The sequence below is a fragment of the Streptomyces sp. NPDC006733 genome (assembly GCF_040636125.1).
Classification (GTDB): Bacteria; Actinomycetota; Actinomycetes; order Streptomycetales; family Streptomycetaceae; genus Actinacidiphila.
In genome coordinates, this window is record NZ_JBEYJD010000012.1 from 125,361 (window position 1) to 142,528 (window position 17,168).

The window sequence follows — 17,168 nt, forward strand, 5'->3', positions numbered from 1 at the left end:
CCGAAGTGCGAGCACGTCATGAGCGTTCCCCCGCAGTACCCGCAGAACGACCCCGTCGCGCTCTTCGCCCAGTGCTTCCACGCGCTCGGGGACAACGTCGAGCGGGTCGTCAAGGGCAAGCGCGACACCGTCGAGCTGGCGCTGACCTGCCTGTTCGCGGAGGGGCACCTGCTCATCGAGGACGTTCCCGGCACGGGCAAGACGACGCTGGCGCGCTGCCTGGCCGCGTCGATCGAGGCCGACTTCGCCCGCGTGCAGTTCACCCCCGACCTGCTGCCGTCCGACATCACCGGCGTGACGATCTACCGGCAGAACACCGGGACGTTCGACTTCCTGCCGGGGCCCGTCTTCGCGAACATCGTGCTCGGTGACGAGATCAACCGCGCCTCGCCCAAGACGCAGTCGGCGATGCTGGAGGTCATGGAGGAGCGGCGGGTCACCGCCGACGGCAAGACCCACCCGGTGCCGCGCCCCTTCATGGTGCTCGCCACGCAGAACTCGGTCGACATGGGCGGCACGTACGCGCTGCCCGAGGCGCAGCTCGACCGCTTCCTGATGTGCGTCACGGTCGGCTACCCGGACCACGCCTCGGAGGTCGCGGTGCTCACCGGCTCCGCCGCCAACACCTCGCCCGACTCCCTGCAGACGATCGCCTCCTCGCACCACATCGCGGAGTTCATCCAGGTCGCGACGCAGGTGCAGGTCGCCGAGCAGCTCTACGACTACATCGTGCGCGTCGTGGCCGCGACCCGCACCCTGCCCGACGTCCGGCTGGGCGCGTCCCCGCGCGGCTCCGTGGCGCTGCTGCGCGCCATCCGGGTGCGGGCCGCCTCCCGGTCGCGCAACTACGCGCTGCCCGAGGACGTCAAGGCGCTCGCCGTGCACGTGCTCGCGCACCGGCTGATCCTGACCCCGGAGGCCGAGTTGAGCGGCCGTACGGGGGCGGACGTCGTCGCCGAGGTCCTGGCGACGGTGCCGGTGCCGCAGGCGGCCGGCGGGGCGCGGATCTGATGTCCGGGACGACCGCCACCGCCCGCTCGGGCGCCGGCCCGCTCTCCGCCACCGGCTGGGGCACCCTGCTGGCCGGTGCCGCCCTGCTGGGCGCCGGGTACGGGTTCGGGTACGCGGAGGCCGCCGCGCTCGGGGCGACCTGCCTGGCGGCGGTCGTGCTGGCGGTGCTGTGGACGGTGCCCAGGCCGCAGTTGGGCGCGGAGCGCAGGATCGCGCCGCGCAAGGTCGGCCGGGGCGACCCGGCCGACGGCATCGTGACGCTCACCAACACCGGCACCCGCACCCGGCGCGGGCTGCGCGCCACCGACCTGTGCGGCGACCAGCCGCTGACCATGGACGTGCCGGTGCTGCGCGCGGGCGGCTCGCAGGAGCTGCACTACGCGCTGCCGACGGCCCGGCGGGGCCGGATCACCGTCGGCCCGCTGCGGCTGACCCGCACCGACCCGCTGGGCCTCGCGCGCCGGATCCGCTCCTACGGCTCCGCCGACACCCTCGTCGTCCGCCCGCGTATCTGCCTGCTGCCGGTGCTGCCGTCCGGCAAGGCGCACCATGTCGAGGGGCCGACCTCCGACACCGCGGACGACGGGTCGCTGACCTTCCACGCGCTGCGCGAGTACGTGCTCGGCGACGACCTGCGCCGGGTGCACTGGCGTTCCACCGCCCGCACCGGCACGCTCATGGTCCGGCAGATGGTCGACGTGTCTCTGCCGCACACCACGCTCGTGCTGGACACCCGGCCCGGCGCGTACGTGTCGGACGACGACTTCGAGCTCGCCGTCGACGCGGCCGCGTCCATCGCGTACGCCGCCGCCCGCTCCAACTTCCCCGTGCACGTGCTCAGCGAGGCGGGCCCGATCCTGCTCACCGACGGTTCGGGCAACGACGCCGACGCGCTCCTGGACCGGCTCGCCCTCATCGGCCGCTCCGACCGGCAGTCGGCCGCGTCCGCCTTCGACGGCCTGGAGCACCACCGGGGCGGTGGCTCGCTGGTCGTCGTCACCGGCACCGGCGACACCGACGGGCTCACCGCGCTCGGCCGGGTCAGGCGGCGCTTCGACCGGGTGACGATGCTGCGCGCCGGGCAGGACATGGCCGCGCCCGACGCACAGGGCGTGTCCAGCGCCACCGTCGACGTCCCGCAACTGCACATCGCGTCGCTGGACGCGCTGCTGGCCGGCTGGCGCTGGGAGGCGGTCCGTTGAGCGCCACCACGCGGCCCGCGCGCACCGCGCCGCTGCCGCCGCAGGGCGGCGGCCCGAACTGGGACTGGGCCGCGCCCGCGCCCACCGGGCCGGCCGCCGAACGTCCGACCACTCCGGTCACCACCCGCGGTGAAGGCCTCGGGCGGGCGCGGCGGCTGTGGTCGCTGCTGCCGGTCGCCGCGCTGCTCGCCGCCTCGGGGCTGGGCTGGCACCGGGTGTTCGGCATCCGCGACCTGCTGCCGGTCCTCGCGGTGTCCGTGCTCGCGCCGATCGCCCTGTCCGCGGCGCTGTCGGGCGCGCTGTCCCGCAAGGGCCGCACCGGTCCGCTCTGGCCGTCCGTCGTGCTGACGGCCGTCGCGTGGACGGGCACGGTCTGGCTGACGATGTTCCGCGACGGCGGACCGCGGGCGATCCGGCCCGCGCTGCTCGACGCCCCGCACGCCGTCCTGACCACCATCCTCCCGGTCCCCGGCGAGGCGCGGCTGCTGGTCCTGCCGCACGCGGTGCTGTGGCTCGCCGCCTTCGCCTCCGCCGAACTGGCGCTGCGCACCCGCACGCCGCTGCTCCCGGCGCTGCCCGCGGTGCTCGCCTTCGGCTTCCCGCTGGTGCTCGGGGTGGACGGTCCGGGCTCGAACGCCGCCGTGGTCGTCGCCCTGGCCGCGCTCACCGCGCTGCTGGCGCTGGTCCGCTCGCGGGTGGCCCCGTCCGTGCGCGGGCTGGCGCTCGGGCTGCCGGTCGTCCTCGGCCTCACCCTCGTCGCGTCGCTGGCCGGCACCGGCCTGCCGGGGCTGGGCGCCGCGTACGACCCGCGCGACGCGATCACCCCGCCCACCGTCCGTCCGCAGTCCATCAGTCCGCTGGACCAGGTGGCGGCGCTGATGCGCAGCGGCGACGCCCCGGTCTTCACCGTCCGCACCACGGCCGAGACCAACTACCGGCTGGCGGTGCTGGACGCGTACAACGGCACGACGTGGTCCAGCACGGCCGAGCTGGCCCGCACCGGCGGCCGGGTACCGGCGGAACGCGGCGTCGACCCGGGCAAGCGGCAGGAGATCGTCCAGCACGTCACCGTCCAGGCGCTGCCCGGCATGTGGCTGCCCGCCGCCGACCGGCCGTCGGCCGTGACGCTGCCGGACCACACCGACCTGTCGGTGGACCCGGCCGCGGGCGTGCTGGCCACCGACCGGACGGCGCCCGCCGGCTTCCGCTACACGGCCGTGTCCCAACTGCCGGTCTACGACGTGCGGCGGCTGCAGTACGCGCCGGCCGCCGACGACCCGGCGCTCGTCCGGCTGCCGCGCACGGACGCGGCCGACCAGCCCATCCCGTCCGTCGCGTCCTTCACCAAGATCGCCGCGAAGGCCACGGAGGGCAGCTCCTTCCCGTACGAGCAGGCCGTGAAGCTCGCCGACTGGCTGCGCGAGTCCTACCAGTTCGACCCGCGCGCCATCCCCGGCCACACCTACCGCGGGCTGGAGTTCTTCCTCACCGAGGGCAAGCGCGGCACCTCCGAGCAGTTCGCCGCCTCGTTCGCGGTGCTCGCCCGCACGCTCGGGCTGCCGTCGCGGGTGGTGGTCGGCTTCCGCCCCGGGACGCGGGCCGCCGACGGCTCCTGGCAGGTGGCGGGCAAGGACGTACTGGCCTGGCCCGAGGTGGAGTTCCAGGGCATCGGCTGGGTCCCCTTCTACCCGACCCCCGGCGCCACGTCGAAGGACGGCACCTCCGTCGCCCCGGCCGGCCAGACCAAGGACCGCAAGACCGTCGACCAGCAGATCACCGACCAGCCCCGGCCGTCCGCCCCGCCCAAGGGGGCCGGCCCGGCGCGGCCCACGGCCGCGGCCCCGGCGGCCGGGACCCCCTGGTGGATCTACGCCCCGGCCGGCGTCCTGCTCCTCGTCCTCGCCTACCTGCTCTACGCGGCCTGGCTGCCCTGGCGGCGGCGGGCCAGGCGGCGCGGCGCGGCCGACGTGCGGCAGCGGGTGCTCGGCGCCTGGCAGCAGATCGTCGACCGGCTCACCGAGATCGGGCTGCCGGCCACCGGAGCGCACACCGCGGAGGAGGTCGCCGCGTTCGGGGCGGCCCGGGTGGGCGGCGCCGCCGGCGAGCATCTGCCGGACCTCGCCCGGCTGGTGAACGAGGTCGGCTACGCCGGCCGCACCCCGGACCCGGCGTCGGCCGACGCGGCCTGGGCGCACTGCGACGCCATCGAGCGCGTCGTCCTGCGCACCATCCCCCGCCGCGACCGCGTGGTGCGCGCGCTGCGGCTGCGACGGGGCTGATCGGCGGGGTCATACGGGGCGCGGGCGCCGACCCGGCCGGCCGCCGGAGGCGGTAGGTTGTCGTGAGACGCGTGAGGCACGGGAGGACATCGGTGGACCGGACGCCGGGAAGGCGCGGGCAGGGCACGACGGAGAACCCGGGGAGCGACGAGGGTTCCGTCGCGGTACCCGGGCAGACGTCGGCGGAGGGGCACCGCCTCCCGCCGGGCTACAAGCTGCTCCGCCAGGCCGGCACCGGCCGCCACAGCTCGGTCCTGCTGTGCGCCGAGGAGGCGACCGGCGCCGAGGTGGCCGTCAAGCTGCTCGCCGTCACGGTCGACGACGAGAGCACCCGGCTGGCCGCGCACTCCGAACTCCTGTCGGCGGGCGCCGCCGCCCGCCACCCCTGCTCGGTGACGGTCGAGGACGCCGGCTTCACCGCCGAGCACCGCCCGTACCTGGTCGAGCAGTTCTGCCGCGGCGGCAACGCCCAGGCCAAGCTCGCCAACTCCGGCCCGTTCCCCGTCGACGAGACGATCGTGATCGGCACCCGGCTGGCGCTGGCGCTGCACTCCGCGCACCGCCGCGGGGTGCTCCACCTGGACGTCCGCCCGGCCAACATCCTCTTCGACGAGAGCGGCGACGCGCTGCTCGCGGACCACGGCCTCGCGCGCGTCCTGCAGCGCTCCGCGCCGCGACTGGGCGCGGTCTTCGACCCGATGTTCGTGCCGCGCGAGCTCTTCGGCTGGGAGAAGCCGGGCCCGGCGGCCGACGTCTACAGCCTCGGCGCGACGCTGTACGCGCTGCTCAACGGCGAACCGGCGTACGCGGACGCGGGCCGCACCTCGTGGTCCGCGCTCTACGCCGAGGTGCTGCGCGGCGAACTGCCGTACCCCGCCCACCGGCACGACATACCGGACCCGCTGCTCATCCTGGTGCGCCGGATGATGTCGGCGAACCCCGAGGGCCGGCCGCCGCTGACCGAGGTGCACCGCACCCTGCGCGCGCTGCTGTCCCCCGCGTCCGCGTCGAAGGTGCCGGCGCTGGAGCCGGAACCGGCGATGGAGTCGCCGCTGCCGGGCTGGGACCCGGCGGACGATCTGACGCAGGAGGAGCAGGCGGCCGTCGCCCAGGCGGGCGCGCGGGCGCAGGACGAGGCCAAGCGGCAGTCGCGCAAGCGGCTGATCGCGGCGACGACCGCGCTGGTGGTGTTCGCCGCCGCGGGCACCGCCGCCACGCTGGTGCTGCGCGACCGCGACGCGAAACCCGATCCGAAGGCCTCCCCCACCGCTTCGACGGCACCCGGCCCGACGTCCAGCGCCGCCCCGGTGCAGGTGCCGGCGGACAAGCTGGCGGGTCTGATGCCGCAGGACGTGCAGGCGGTCAAGGCCAACGGGAACGTGCAGATCACGTGGAAGCCGCCGACCCAGGCCGCGCAGGTCGCGGGCTATGTCGTGCGGGCCGTGGTGCCCGGCGGCGGCGAGCCGCTGCAGAAGACGCCGAACGGCAACGAGCCCGCGGTGGTCTTCACGGCCGGGTCGGTGACGGCCGACACCTGCTACACGGTGAACGCGGTGATCTCGGTGGACGGGAAGTTCCAGTTCGCGCCGTCCAAGGAGCTCTGCAAGACCACCGGCTGACCGCCGCCCGGCCCGCCGCCCTCCGGCTACTTGATCCTCTTCAGGTCGCCGCTGGGGCGGCCGGCGGCCGTGTCGTTGGTGGTGTAGGTCAGCGTCGTCGCGTTCTTGAGGGTCAGCCGCTCCGCCGTGGCGCCCGGGGAACAGCCGCTGGTCGCGTCCGGATGGCCGGCCGTCGAGTCGAGGACCAGCACCTTGGTGGTCGCGGCCACCAGCTTCCACGTGCCGCCGCAGTGCAGGACGCCCAGCAGGTCGACGCTGCTGTCGCCGACGTTCTCGCCGATCCGCCCCGCCTTGACGGTGATCGTCAGGACCCCGTTGGGAACGCCGTTGGTGGACACGGTGCCGCCCTGCCACGTGCCGACGAACGCGGCGGGCACGGCGTCGGTGGCCGTACCGGTGTCGGTCGCCGTGCCGGTGGGCGCGGCGGTGTCGCTGCCGGACGGGGTGCTGCTGTGCGGCCCGCCGCTGCCGGACGGTTTGTCCTCCGGCCGGAACAGCATCACCACGGTCACGGCGACGACCGCGGCCACCACCACGGCCACCAGCGCCGACAGCCTCCGGTGCCCGCGGCTCGGGGCGGGGTGGTACGGCGCGTAGCGCGCACCGGAGCCCGCGGTGCCCGGTACCGCGTCGTGCGGCCCCGTACCCGTGCCGAAGGCGCCGGACGCGTCGGGCGGCGGACCGAACGTGCCGTAGGCCGAGCCCAGGGGCGTCCCCGAGGGCGCCGCCCCGGAGCGCGTCGACAGCGGGGCCGCCTCCAGGTCCAGCAGTTCGACGGCGTGCCGGCCCAGCTGCGCCATCAGTTGCCGGGAGAGCCAGCCCTGGCGCACGAGCGCGGCGGCGCCGTCGGGCGACAGCCGCGCGGCGAGCTGGGCGGGGGTGGGGCGGACGGCCGGGGCCTTGGCGAGGCAGGACTCCACGATGTCGCGCAGCTCGTACGGCACACCGTCGAGTTCCGGCTCCTCGTGGGCGACCTTGTAGAGCAGCGACGCGGCGCTGTCCCCGCTGAACGGGCCGCGCCCGGTCGCCGCGAAGGCGAGCACGGCGCCGAGCGCGAAGACGTCGGAGGGGGCGCCGAGCGGCCGGGCGAGCACCTGCTCGGGCGACATGTAGCCGGGCGAGCCGACGACCACCCCGCTGCCGGTGACGGACGCGCCCGCGGCGTCCATGGCGCGCGCGACGCCGAAGTCGATGAGCACGGGACCGTCGATGGAGAGCATCACGTTGGACGGTTTGACGTCGCGGTGCAGCAGGCCGAGCCGGTGCAGCGCGTCCAGCGCCTCGGCGAGCCCGGCGCCCAGCGTCCGCACACCGCTCGCCGGCAGCGGACCGAACTCGTCGACGGCCTGGGCAAGGGTCGGCCCCGCGATGTACCCGGTGGCGACCCACGGCACCGGTGACTCGGTGTCCGCGTCGAGCACCGGGGCGCTCCAGACCGCACTCACCAACCGGGCCGCGGCCACTTCACGGCGGAAGCGGGTGCGGAACTCGCCGTCCTCGGCGAGTTCGGGGCGCACCACCTTCACCGCGACCGTACGGCCGCCGGGGCTGCGGCCGAGATAGACCCGGCCCATCCCACCCGCTCCGAGCCGTCCCAGCAGACGGTACGGACCGATCGACGACGGATCTGTCGTAGCCAACGGCTGCATCGGATCCTCCTCAGAGCGAGTGTGCCCCCGGGCGGTGGCCGCGACGCACGATGCGCCGCAGCGGTGATCCGCTGCGGCGCATCCGTTGCCGCTCGATCAGTGGCCGAGGCCCTTGGCGAGCTCCTCGTCCGCGGACTGGAACGCCTGCGCGGCACTCTCGAGGAACTTGCCCATGCCCTCGAGGCCCTCGATGGTCTTGGTGGCACCGGTGTTGAACTCGGTGTAGGACTGGTCGAACTGCTTCGACGAACGGTCGGTCACGTAACCGCCGTTCACCAGGCCCTGAACAAACTTGTGCAGCGTGTTCAGCTTCTCCGTGATCTCGGTCTGCCCCGTCTTGAGCTTGGTGGCCGCGTCACGCATGTCCTGGTATGTGACGTTCACGTTGGACATAGAGGAATACCTTCCATTGGCCTTGCCGCAGGGCCGACCCCCGTGGCCGTTGAGTCGCAGATTGATGTGATGGTCTGCGGATGCATCAGCTTACGGGTGAGGACGGCGGGGGTGCAGCCTGCGGTTCCCGGTAGCGGAACGTCGAGGTCACGGCGTCGAACACGTCGAAGAACGAGTCCGCGAGATCGAGCACGGGGCTGCTGCAGGCGACCAGCGCGACCCGGTCCCCGCCACCCGGCAGCGGGATGAATGTCTGCATCAGAACGCTTCGGATGGTTTTGCTGTCGCCGGGGATCTCGATGTCCTCGATCCCGTACGTGCGGGCGGCGGCGCCGGTCTCCGGGATCTCCACCGTGGTCACCTTCCGCCACGCGTCGCCCTCGCGCCGGGCCGGCTTCTCCCGCAGCCCCGCCACGATCGACGCGGGGTCCGTGGCCAGCAACTGCCCCTCGGGCGTCCGGGCGCCCACCAGCGACACGGTGACGGACGCGGTCAGCGGCACGCCGCCGAAGTTCTGCGCCATGCAGCCGACGTACACCGCCCCGCTGTCGTACGCCTCGCGCGCCGCCCGGCGCAGGAACTTGCCCAGCACGTCACGGTGTTCACCGAGCGCGGGGTTCTCCTTCACCCGCTGCGCCATCAGCTTGCGGATGCTCTCGTCCCGGCTGGCCGGGTGCAGGTCGAACTCCCACCATGTCATCGGCACGGTGAGCGAGAAGCCCTCCCGCTCGACCGGCATCACCCGCGGAGGTGTACTCACTACTTGCCGCCCTCACCCTTCGCCGCCTTCGCCAGGTCGTCGGCGAGCTGCTTGTCGGCCTTCCGGATCTCGCGCACCGCGGTGTTGGCCATCTTGGCCAGCCCCTCCAGGTGCCCGTCGATCTCCTTCCGGCCGTCCTTCCAGTTGTGCTCGAAGCTGTCCAGCGCGTCCGCGACCTTCCCGGAGCCGAGCTTCGCCTCGTAGGACTCGAAGAGCTTGCGCGTGCCGTTCATGGTGGTGCGCACCGCGTCGAGGTTGGAGGCGAAATCCTCCAGCCCGCCGAGATCCACCTTCAATCGGTCAGGACTGCCCATACTTCCCCCGTCGGTTCTGCGGCCGCACACGGCTTCCGCGCTCCATGCCGGTCGATTCTCTCACTCCTGCCCCACCCACCGTCAGGACACCTCTTCCCGTGGCCGCGGTTCCGGCTGATGCGGCCGGTGCGTTGTCGGCCGCCTGTTGCATGATGGTCAACGGCAAATACCAGTGGTACTCAGTGGTGCAGGGGGACGGCAGTGGAACTCCAGCTCAGCGTGATCGACCCGGTCCGTGACGACCGTGCGGACATGCTGGTCGAGGCCGACCCCGCGTCGCCCGTCGGCGCGCTGGCGGCGGAGATCGGCCGGATGCTCGGCAGGCCGGACGACGGGCAGGGCCCGCCGGCCCTGCACATCAACGGCTTCCAGATCGACCCCGAGCTGAGTCTGGACGCCTCGCCGGTGCGCGACGGCGCGGTGGTCAGCGTCGCCGCGCCCGACGCCTGCCCCGCGCCGGACGCGCAGGGGACGGTGGAGGTCCGCGTCGTCGGCGGTCCCGACGCGGGCGGGGTGCACCGCCTCGGTCCGGGCGTCGCCGTGGTCGGCAGCGGACCCGAGGCCTGGATCCGGCTCAACGACCCGGCGCTGCCGCACTCGGCGGTGGAGGTGGACGTCGCGGTCGACGGGACCGTCACCGTGCACCCGTCCTTCGGCAGCTCCGCCACCATCGACGGCAAGGAGCTCACGGATCCGAGCCCCTGGCGGCCGCGCAGCGTCGTGGCCGCCGGCCAGACGCTGCTGGAACTGAGCCTGCCGAGCTTCCCCGACACCGCGCTCAAGCCCTCCGAGGACGGCACCGGCCTCGACTACAACCGGCCGCCGCGCATCACGCCGCCGCCGCGGCCGACCAACTTCCAGCTGCCCAGCAAGCCCAAGCAGTCCGAGAACCGGCCGCTGCCCTGGCTGATGGCGGTCATCCCGCTCTTCGGCGCCGTGCTGATGGCGATGATGATGCACCAGCCGCGCTTCCTGTTCATGGCGGTGCTCAGCCCGGTCGCCATGGTCGGCAACTACATGAACGACAAGAAGCACGGCAAGAAGTCGTTCCGCCAGACCACCGCCGACTACGAGACGCACAAGGAGTCGATCGAGCGGCAGGCCCGCAAGGCCATGGCCGCCGACACCGCCGCCCGCCGCACCCAGGCGCCGGACCCGGCCGAGGTGCTGGTCGCCGCAACCGGACCCAGCCAGCGGCTGTGGGAGCGGCGCCGCTCGGACCCGGACTACGGGATGCTGCGCGTCGGCACCGGCACCCTCCCCACCGAGGTCCAGGTCTCCGACCCGGCCCAGGAGGAGCACAAGCGCAACGAGGCCCGGAAGCTGTCCGACGTCCCGGTGACCGTCCCCATGCAGCAGCACGGCGTGCTCGGCGTCGCCGGCCGCGGCGAGCTGCCGCGCGCCATCGGCCGCTGGCTGGTCGCCCAGGCCGCCGCCCTGCACTCCCCCGCCGACCTGCAGATCTGCGTGCTCACCGACCCCAGCGGCCGCGAGGGCTGGGAGTGGGTGCGCTGGCTGCCGCACGCCAGGGCCCGCGAGGGCCAGTCGGCGCTAGCCCTGATCGGCACCGACGCCGACAGCGTCGCCCGCCGCATCAGCGAGCTGCTCGCCCAGGTCACCGCCCGCCAGGACGCCGCCCGCGAGGCCGGCACCCAGTCCAACCAGGCCTGGGGCGGCCCGACGATCCTCGTCGTCCTCGACGGCTCGCGGCGGCTGCGCGCGCTGCCCGGCCTGACGCAGGTGCTGCGCGACGGCCCGCGCGTCGGCATCCACCTCATCTGCCTGGACGCCGACCGCCGGCTCCTCCCCGAGGAGTGCCGCGCGCTCGTCGAGGAGGACTACTACGGCCTGCTGCAGGTCTCGATGGCCGGTGTCGAGCCGGTCGCCGCCGTGCGGCCGGACTGCGTGACCGCCGCGTGGGGCGAGCAGCTGGCCCGCGCGATGGCCCCGATCCGCGACGTCAGCGGCGACGAGGGCTCGGCGCTGCCGGACGCCTGCCGGCTGCTGGACGTGATCGAGATGGAGCCGCCCACGGCGGGCGGGATCGCCGCCCGCTGGAGCATGGGCGGCCGCTCCACCCAGGCCGTGGTCGGCTCGTCCTTCGACGGCCCGTTCGCCATCGACCTGGTCCGCGACGGGCCGCACGGCCTGGTCGCCGGCACCACCGGTTCCGGCAAGTCCGAGCTGCTGCAGACCATCGTGGCGTCGCTGGCGGTCGCCAACCGGCCGGACGCGATGACCTTCGTCCTCGTCGACTACAAGGGCGGCGCGGCCTTCAAGGACTGCGTGAAGCTGCCGCACACCGTCGGTATGGTCACCGACCTCGACACGCACCTGGTGGAGCGGGCCCTGGAGTCGCTCGGCGCCGAACTGCGGCGCCGCGAGCACACGCTGGCGGCAGCCGGCGCCAAGGACCTCGAGGACTACATCATCGCGATGCGCACCAACCCGGGGCTCGAAGCGATGCCCCGGCTGCTCATCGTCATCGACGAGTTCGCGTCCATGGCCCGCGAGCTGCCCGACTTCGTCACCGGCCTGGTCAACATCGCCCAGCGGGGCCGTTCGCTCGGCATCCACCTCATCCTCGCCACCCAGCGCCCCTCCGGCGTCGTCTCCCCCGAGATCCGCGCCAACACCAACCTCCGCATCGCGCTGCGCGTCACCGACGCCAGCGAGTCCTCCGACGTCATCGACGCCCCGGACGCGGGCTACATCGCCAAGTCCACCCCGGGCCGGGCCTATGTGCGGCTCGGCGCGTCGTCGCTGCTGCCGTTCCAGTCCGGCCGCGTCGGCGGCCGGCGGCCCGGCCAGGTCGCCACGAAGGCGCCCGCGCCGTGGACGGTGCAGATCGGCTGGGACGGCCTGGGCCGCCCGGTTCCTGAGCGCCCGGCGGGCCCCCGCACCAACGACGACGACCTGCTCACCGACCTCGCCGTCCTCGTCGAGGCCATCCAGGGCGCCAACGAGCAGCTGGGGCTGGCGCCGCAGCACAGCCCGTGGCTGCCCGCGCTCACCGAGCGCATGGTCATCGACGAGCTGGAAGCGCCGGTCAACGTCTCGCGCGACGGCCTGCTGCCGGCCCCGTACGCGGTCGACGACCTGCCGAGCGAGCAGGCCCGGCGCACCGCGTCGATCGACCTGACGACCTTCGGCCACCTGATGATCGCGGGCGCCCCGCGCATGGGCCGCTCGCAGGCGCTGCGCACCATCGCCGGCTCGCTGGCCCGCTCCAACTCCTGCGCCGACGTCCACCTGTACGCGCTGGACTGCGGGAACGGCGCGCTGCTGGCGCTGTCCGCGCTGCCGCACTGCGGCGCGGTGGTCCGCTCCAACGAGGCGGACCGCGCGGTCCGGCTGATCGGCAAGCTCGCCGCCGAGGTGCAGCGCCGGATGGCGCTGCTCGGCGAGGGCGGCTTCACCGACGTCAACGAGCAGCGCACGGGCGTCGCGGAGGCGGACCGGCTGCCGCACATCGTGCTGCTGCTGGACCGCTGGGAGGGCTTCACGCCGTCGCTCGGCGATCTGAACAACGGCTCGCTGACCGACACGATCTTCCAGCTGATGCGCGAGGGCGCGTCCGTCGGCATCCACGTGATCATGACGGGCGACCGCTCGCTGCTGCTCGGCCGGATCTCCACCCTCACCGAGAACAAGATCGCGCTGCAGCTCAGCGACTCGGGCGACCTGTCCCTCATCGGCCTCAACCCGCGCAAGATCCCCGCGAAGATCCCGCCGGGCCGGGCGTTCCGCGCCCAGGGCGCCGTCGAGACGCATGTGGCGCTGCTCGCCGCGGACCCCAGCGGCCAGGCCCAGTCCGCGGCCCTGCACGCCATCGGCGCCGCGGCCAAGGAGCGGGACAGCGCCGTACCGCGCGCCCGCCGCCCGTTCCGGGTCGACGTGCTGCCCTCCCGGATCGAGTTCGAGGAGGCGTGGGAGATGCGCGACCCGCAGGAGACGGCTGCCCTGCGCGGCGGCGGCCGGCTCTGGTCGATGGCGGCCATCGGCGGCGACCAGCTGACGGTGCTGGGCCCGAACCTCGCCGAGGGCACCCCCGCCTTCGTCATCGCGGGCCCCGCCCGCTCCGGGCGCAGCACGGCGCTGCTGACGATGACGCGCTCGTTCCTCACCGCGGGCACCCAGATCATCCTGGCCACCCCGCGCCGCCAGTCGCCGCTGCGCCGCCTCAAGCACGCCCCGGGCGTCGTGGGCTTCTTCGGCACCGACGAGATCACGGCGGCGGAGCTGCAGGAGGCGCTGTCCCGCTTCAGCGGACCCGGCGTGATCATCGTGGACGACGCGGAGCTGCTGCGGAACTGCGAGGCCGGGGACGTCTTCCAGTCCGTGGTGCGCAACGCGACCGGCAAGGACATCGGCCTGGTCATCGCGGGCGACGCGGACGACATCTGCGGCGGCTTCAACGGCTGGCAGGTCGAGATGAAGAAGGCCCGCCGCGGCCTGCTGCTGTCCCCGCAGAACATGTCCGACGGCGACCTGGTCGGCGTCCGGCTGCAGCGCGGCTCCATCGGCCAGGCCGTCCAGCCCGGCCGCGGCCTGCTGCACCTGGGCGACGGCGAGGTGCGTACCGTCCAGGTCCCCCTGACCGCCCTGTAGGGCGGACGCAGCGGCCGTGCGGCGGCGGGGCGCGGGTCAGAGCAGTTCGACGCGCGCCTCCGCCGGGAAGCCCACCCGGCGGGCGAACTCGGCGATGCCGGCGAGCTGCTCGGCCCCGAGGGAGAAGTCGAGCGTGGTGAAGTACCGGCTCAGCAGCTCGGAGTCGAACGCCTCCCAGCGCGCGGCCTGCTCGGCGACCTTGTCGACCTCCTCCAGCGACAGGTCGCGGGAGGCGAGGAACGCGCGGTGCACCTCGCGGACGGCCTCGGGCTCGCGGGCGAGGTAGTCGCGGCGGGTGGCCCAGACGGCGAAGACGAACGGCAGTCCCGTCCACTCCTTCCACATCTGCCCCAGGTCGTGCACCTGCAGCCCGAGCCGGGGCGCGTCGTGCAGGGACGCCCGCAGGGCCGCGTCGCCGATCAGGACGGCGGCCTGCGCCTCCCGCATCATCAGCGACAGGTCGGGCGGGCAGCTGTAGTAGTCCGGGGTCACCCCGTACCGCTCGGTGAGCAGCAGCTCGGCGAGGCGCACGGAGGTCCGGCTCGTCGAGCCCAGGGCGACCCGCTGGCCGTCGAGCTGGTCGAGCGGCAGCTGGCTCACGATGACGCAGGACATGACGGGGCCGTCGCAGCCCACCGCGATGTCCGGGAGCGCCACCAGTTCGTCGGCGTGCCGCAGGTACTCCATGAGCGTGACGGGGGCGACGTCCAGGTCCCCCCGCACCAGCTGGGCGCTGAGTTTCTCGGGGGTGTCCTTGGTCAGCTCCAGGTCGAGGAGGGCTCCCGTTCTCGCAAGCCCCCAGTACAGGGGCACGCAGTTCAGGAACTGGATGTGGCCGACCCTCGGACGGGTCCGGCCGCTTTCGGCGTCAGGTGCAGATTTGTCCACATCAGGAGGCTAGTCCTGGTGCTCGCGGATCTTGTGGGCGGGAGGCGGAACCGCCCCCCGCAGGACCGCGAAAGGCCGATCTTGAGACCCTTCCCCACCCCTGAACCTGCGTGCTACTCTCCTCGCAAGTTGCAGTTTGGTTTCCCTTGCAGTACAGAGCCTGCGGAGCATGTGACCCCGTAGGCTTTTGTAGTTTTCAGACTTCGCAGTTGCAGGTTCTGGAGCAGGGCAACCCTTTGGGCCCAAGGAGGGCTTTATGGCTACCGGAACCGTGAAGTGGTTCAACGCTGAAAAGGGCTTCGGCTTTATCGCCCAGGACGGCGGGGGCCCCGACGTCTTCGTTCACTACTCCGCGATCAACGCAGCTGGGTTCCGCTCCCTCGAGGAGAACCAGCAGGTCAACTTCGACGTCACCCAGGGACCCAAGGGTCCCCAGGCGGAGAACGTGACCCCGGTCTGATCGTCTGATCGCCGAGTCGCCTGAAAGCAATGCCAAGGAGCCCCGCACCGAGGTGCGGGGCTCCTGCCTTTCCCGGCGCCGCCGGCCCGGCTAGAGGGGGCTCGCCGCCGTCTCCGCGTAGAGCGCGTCGATCCGGTCCCGGTACCGCTCCTCGACGACCGAGCGGCGGAGCTTGAGCGTCGGGGTGAGCTCGCCCGCCTCCACCGACAGGTCCTCGTCCAGGATCACGAACGCCCGGATCCGGGCCGGCCGGGCGACCTGCTCGTTGGCCGCGTCCACCGCCTCCTGCACCAGCGCGTGCACCGCCGGGTGGCGGGTCGGCCGCGCGCCCAGCACCTGCTTGGTGCGCGACGCCCAGCCGATGATCTCGTCCGGGTCCAGGGTGATCACCGCGACCGGGTACGGGCGGCGGTCGCCGATCATCACCGCGCGGGACACGTAGCGGGACTGCTGGATGGCGAACTCGACCTGGGTCGGGGTGAGGTTCTTGCCCGCCGACGTGATGACGATGTCCTTCTTGCGGCCGGTGATCGTCAGATAGCCGTCGGCGTCGAGCGCGCCGAGGTCCCCGGTGTGCAGCCAGCCGTCCGCGTCCAGCGCCTCGGAGGTCGCCTCCGGGTTGCCGTGGTAGCCGGGGAAGACGTTGGCGCCCCGGGCGAGCACCTCCCCGTCGTCCGCGATCCGCACCTCGCAGCCGTCGACCGGCCGGCCGACCGTGCCGTGCCGGAAGTCGGAGGCGTGGTTGACGGCGATGATGCCCCCGGACTCCGTCATGCCGTACCCCTCCAGGACGGCGAGGCCGCAGGCCCGCAGGAAGGCCATGGTCTGCGGGGCGATCGGCGCGGCCCCGGTGGTCGCCCAGCGCAGCCGGCCGCCGAAGACGGCACGGACGAGGCTGAACAGGGCGGCGTCGGCCGCGTCGTAGGCCTCGCGCAGCTCCGGCGGCAGCTCCTCGCCGCGCTCGCGCAGCTCGGCCGCGCGCACGCCGAGCGCGACGGCCGCCTCGAACCGCTCCTTGCCGCCCTCCTGCGACTCCGCGAGCGCCAGCACCTGCGCGTGCACCTTCTCGAAGAGCCGGGGCACCGACGGCAGATGGGTGGGCCTGACCTCGGCCAGCTCGGCGACGATGTTCTCGATCCGCCCCCCGAAGAAGCACAGCGCCCCGCCGACCAGCAGCGTCGTGAACTGGATGAGCTGCGCCAGGAGATGGGCGAGCGGCAGGTACAGATACGTCGTGTCGCCGGGCAGCCCGCCCTCGATGTGCGGCACGGTGGCGTCCTGCACGGCGCCGAAGTTGCCGTGGGTGAGCCGGCAGCCCTTGGGCATCCCCGTGGTGCCCGAGGTGTAGACGATGGACGCCAGGTCCTCGGGCTTGCGCGTTTCCGCGCGAAGCAGCAGCTCGGCGAGCAGCCCCTCGTCGAGCGGCGCCCGCGCGGGGCTCCCGGCCGCCGCACCGTCCGCTGGGGCAGCATCGGCCGCCGCGCCCTGCGGCGCCACGCCCTCCGCGACCCCGTCGAGCGCGTCCAGCAGCAGCACCTGCCGCAGCTGCGGCAGCCGGTCCCGCAGCCGCTCCACCTTGGCGGCCTGCCGGGCGTCCTCGCAGATGATCACGGAGACGCCGGAGTCGCTCAGCACCCAGACGACCTCCTCGTCGCCCGCCGTCGGATAGACCGGCACGACGACGGCGCCCGCCGCCAGCGCGGCGAGGTGCGCGTACGTCCACTGCGGGCGGGTCTCGGAGAGGATCGCCAGCCGGTCACCGGGTTCGACGCCGAGGGCGATCAACCCGCAGCCGGCCCTCCGTACGGTGTCGCGCAGTTCCGTGTAGGTGACATCGCGCCACCCGCCGCCGGCGCGGAAGCGCAGTGCGGGAGTGTCGCCGTGCCGTTCCGCCACCCACTCCGCCGTCAGCGCCAGCGTCCCTGGCCGATCGGTCTGCGGTGCCATGGTGCCCATCGCGCGCCTCCCTTGGTCGTGTAGCC

12 protein-coding genes are annotated in these 17,168 nt (G+C 73.6%); 6 read left to right on the top strand and 6 right to left on the bottom strand.

What is annotated here, in order from left to right; all coding sequences use genetic code 11:
• The first annotated feature begins 18 nt into the window (after nt 1–18).
• The 4 genes from ABZ721_RS13490 to ABZ721_RS13505 all read left to right on the top strand — a co-directional run bounded on the left by ABZ721_RS13490 (nt 19) and on the right by ABZ721_RS13505 (nt 6,111).
• Nucleotides 19–1,011, top strand: a complete 993-nt coding sequence (locus ABZ721_RS13490) for a MoxR family ATPase (RefSeq protein ID WP_358788753.1) — start codon at nt 19–21, stop codon at nt 1,009–1,011.
• Nucleotides 1,011–2,213 (top strand): DUF58 domain-containing protein, encoded by a 1,203-nt coding sequence (locus ABZ721_RS13495; protein ID WP_358788754.1) that lies wholly within the window; start codon nt 1,011–1,013, stop codon nt 2,211–2,213. Before ABZ721_RS13490 ends, ABZ721_RS13495 begins: the two co-directional genes overlap by 1 nt.
• Nucleotides 2,210–4,492: a DUF3488 and transglutaminase-like domain-containing protein gene (locus ABZ721_RS13500; protein ID WP_358788755.1), complete on the top strand. Its 2,283-nt coding sequence runs from the start codon at nt 2,210–2,212 to the stop codon at nt 4,490–4,492. The genes ABZ721_RS13495 and ABZ721_RS13500 overlap by 4 nt, the downstream gene beginning before the upstream one ends.
• A gap of 92 nt (nt 4,493–4,584) precedes the next feature.
• Nucleotides 4,585–6,111: a serine/threonine-protein kinase gene (locus tag ABZ721_RS13505; protein ID WP_358788756.1), complete on the top strand. Its 1,527-nt coding sequence runs from the start codon at nt 4,585–4,587 to the stop codon at nt 6,109–6,111.
• A 26-nt stretch (nt 6,112–6,137) separates the two neighbouring features.
• On the opposite strand, the gene ABZ721_RS13510 is transcribed toward ABZ721_RS13505, so the two are convergent.
• The 4 genes from ABZ721_RS13510 to ABZ721_RS13525 all read right to left on the bottom strand — a co-directional run bounded on the left by ABZ721_RS13510 (nt 6,138) and on the right by ABZ721_RS13525 (nt 9,227).
• Nucleotides 6,138–7,760 carry a serine/threonine-protein kinase gene (locus tag ABZ721_RS13510; protein WP_358788757.1) on the bottom strand — a complete coding sequence of 541 codons (1,623 nt, stop codon included), beginning with the start codon at nt 7,758–7,760 and terminating at the stop codon, nt 6,138–6,140.
• 96 nt (nt 7,761–7,856) lie between these two features.
• Entirely contained in the window at nt 7,857–8,153 is a 297-nt protein-coding gene (locus ABZ721_RS13515; RefSeq protein WP_277439545.1) for a WXG100 family type VII secretion target, read from the bottom strand.
• Nucleotides 8,154–8,238: 85 nt separating this feature from the next.
• A complete protein-coding gene (locus tag ABZ721_RS13520) occupies nt 8,239–8,892 on the bottom strand; it encodes a hypothetical protein (RefSeq protein ID WP_358788805.1) in 654 nt (217 codons plus the stop codon).
• Nucleotides 8,893–8,912: 20 nt separating this feature from the next.
• On the bottom strand, nt 8,913–9,227 hold the full coding sequence (locus ABZ721_RS13525; RefSeq protein ID WP_138355175.1) for a hypothetical protein: 315 nt from the start codon (nt 9,225–9,227) through the stop codon (nt 8,913–8,915).
• A 201-nt stretch (nt 9,228–9,428) separates the two neighbouring features.
• Here ABZ721_RS13525 and ABZ721_RS13530 point away from each other — a divergent pair, with 201 nt between their 5' ends.
• Entirely contained in the window at nt 9,429–13,838 is a 4,410-nt protein-coding gene (locus ABZ721_RS13530; protein WP_358788758.1) for an FtsK/SpoIIIE domain-containing protein, read from the top strand.
• Nucleotides 13,839–13,874: 36 nt separating this feature from the next.
• Here the strand turns inward: ABZ721_RS13530 and ABZ721_RS13535 are convergent, their stop codons facing one another.
• Nucleotides 13,875–14,726, bottom strand: a complete 852-nt coding sequence (locus ABZ721_RS13535; protein WP_358788759.1) for a menaquinone biosynthesis protein — start codon at nt 14,724–14,726, stop codon at nt 13,875–13,877.
• Nucleotides 14,727–14,982: 256 nt separating this feature from the next.
• On the opposite strand from ABZ721_RS13535, the gene ABZ721_RS13540 reads away from it, so the two are divergent.
• A complete protein-coding gene (locus tag ABZ721_RS13540) occupies nt 14,983–15,186 on the top strand; it encodes a cold-shock protein (protein ID WP_014144190.1) in 204 nt (67 codons plus the stop codon).
• Between the two features lie 90 nt (nt 15,187–15,276).
• Here ABZ721_RS13540 and ABZ721_RS13545 read toward each other — a convergent pair whose 3' ends face one another.
• Entirely contained in the window at nt 15,277–17,142 is a 1,866-nt protein-coding gene (locus ABZ721_RS13545; protein ID WP_358788760.1) for a long-chain fatty acid--CoA ligase, read from the bottom strand.
• Nucleotides 17,143–17,168 lie beyond the last annotated feature (26 nt).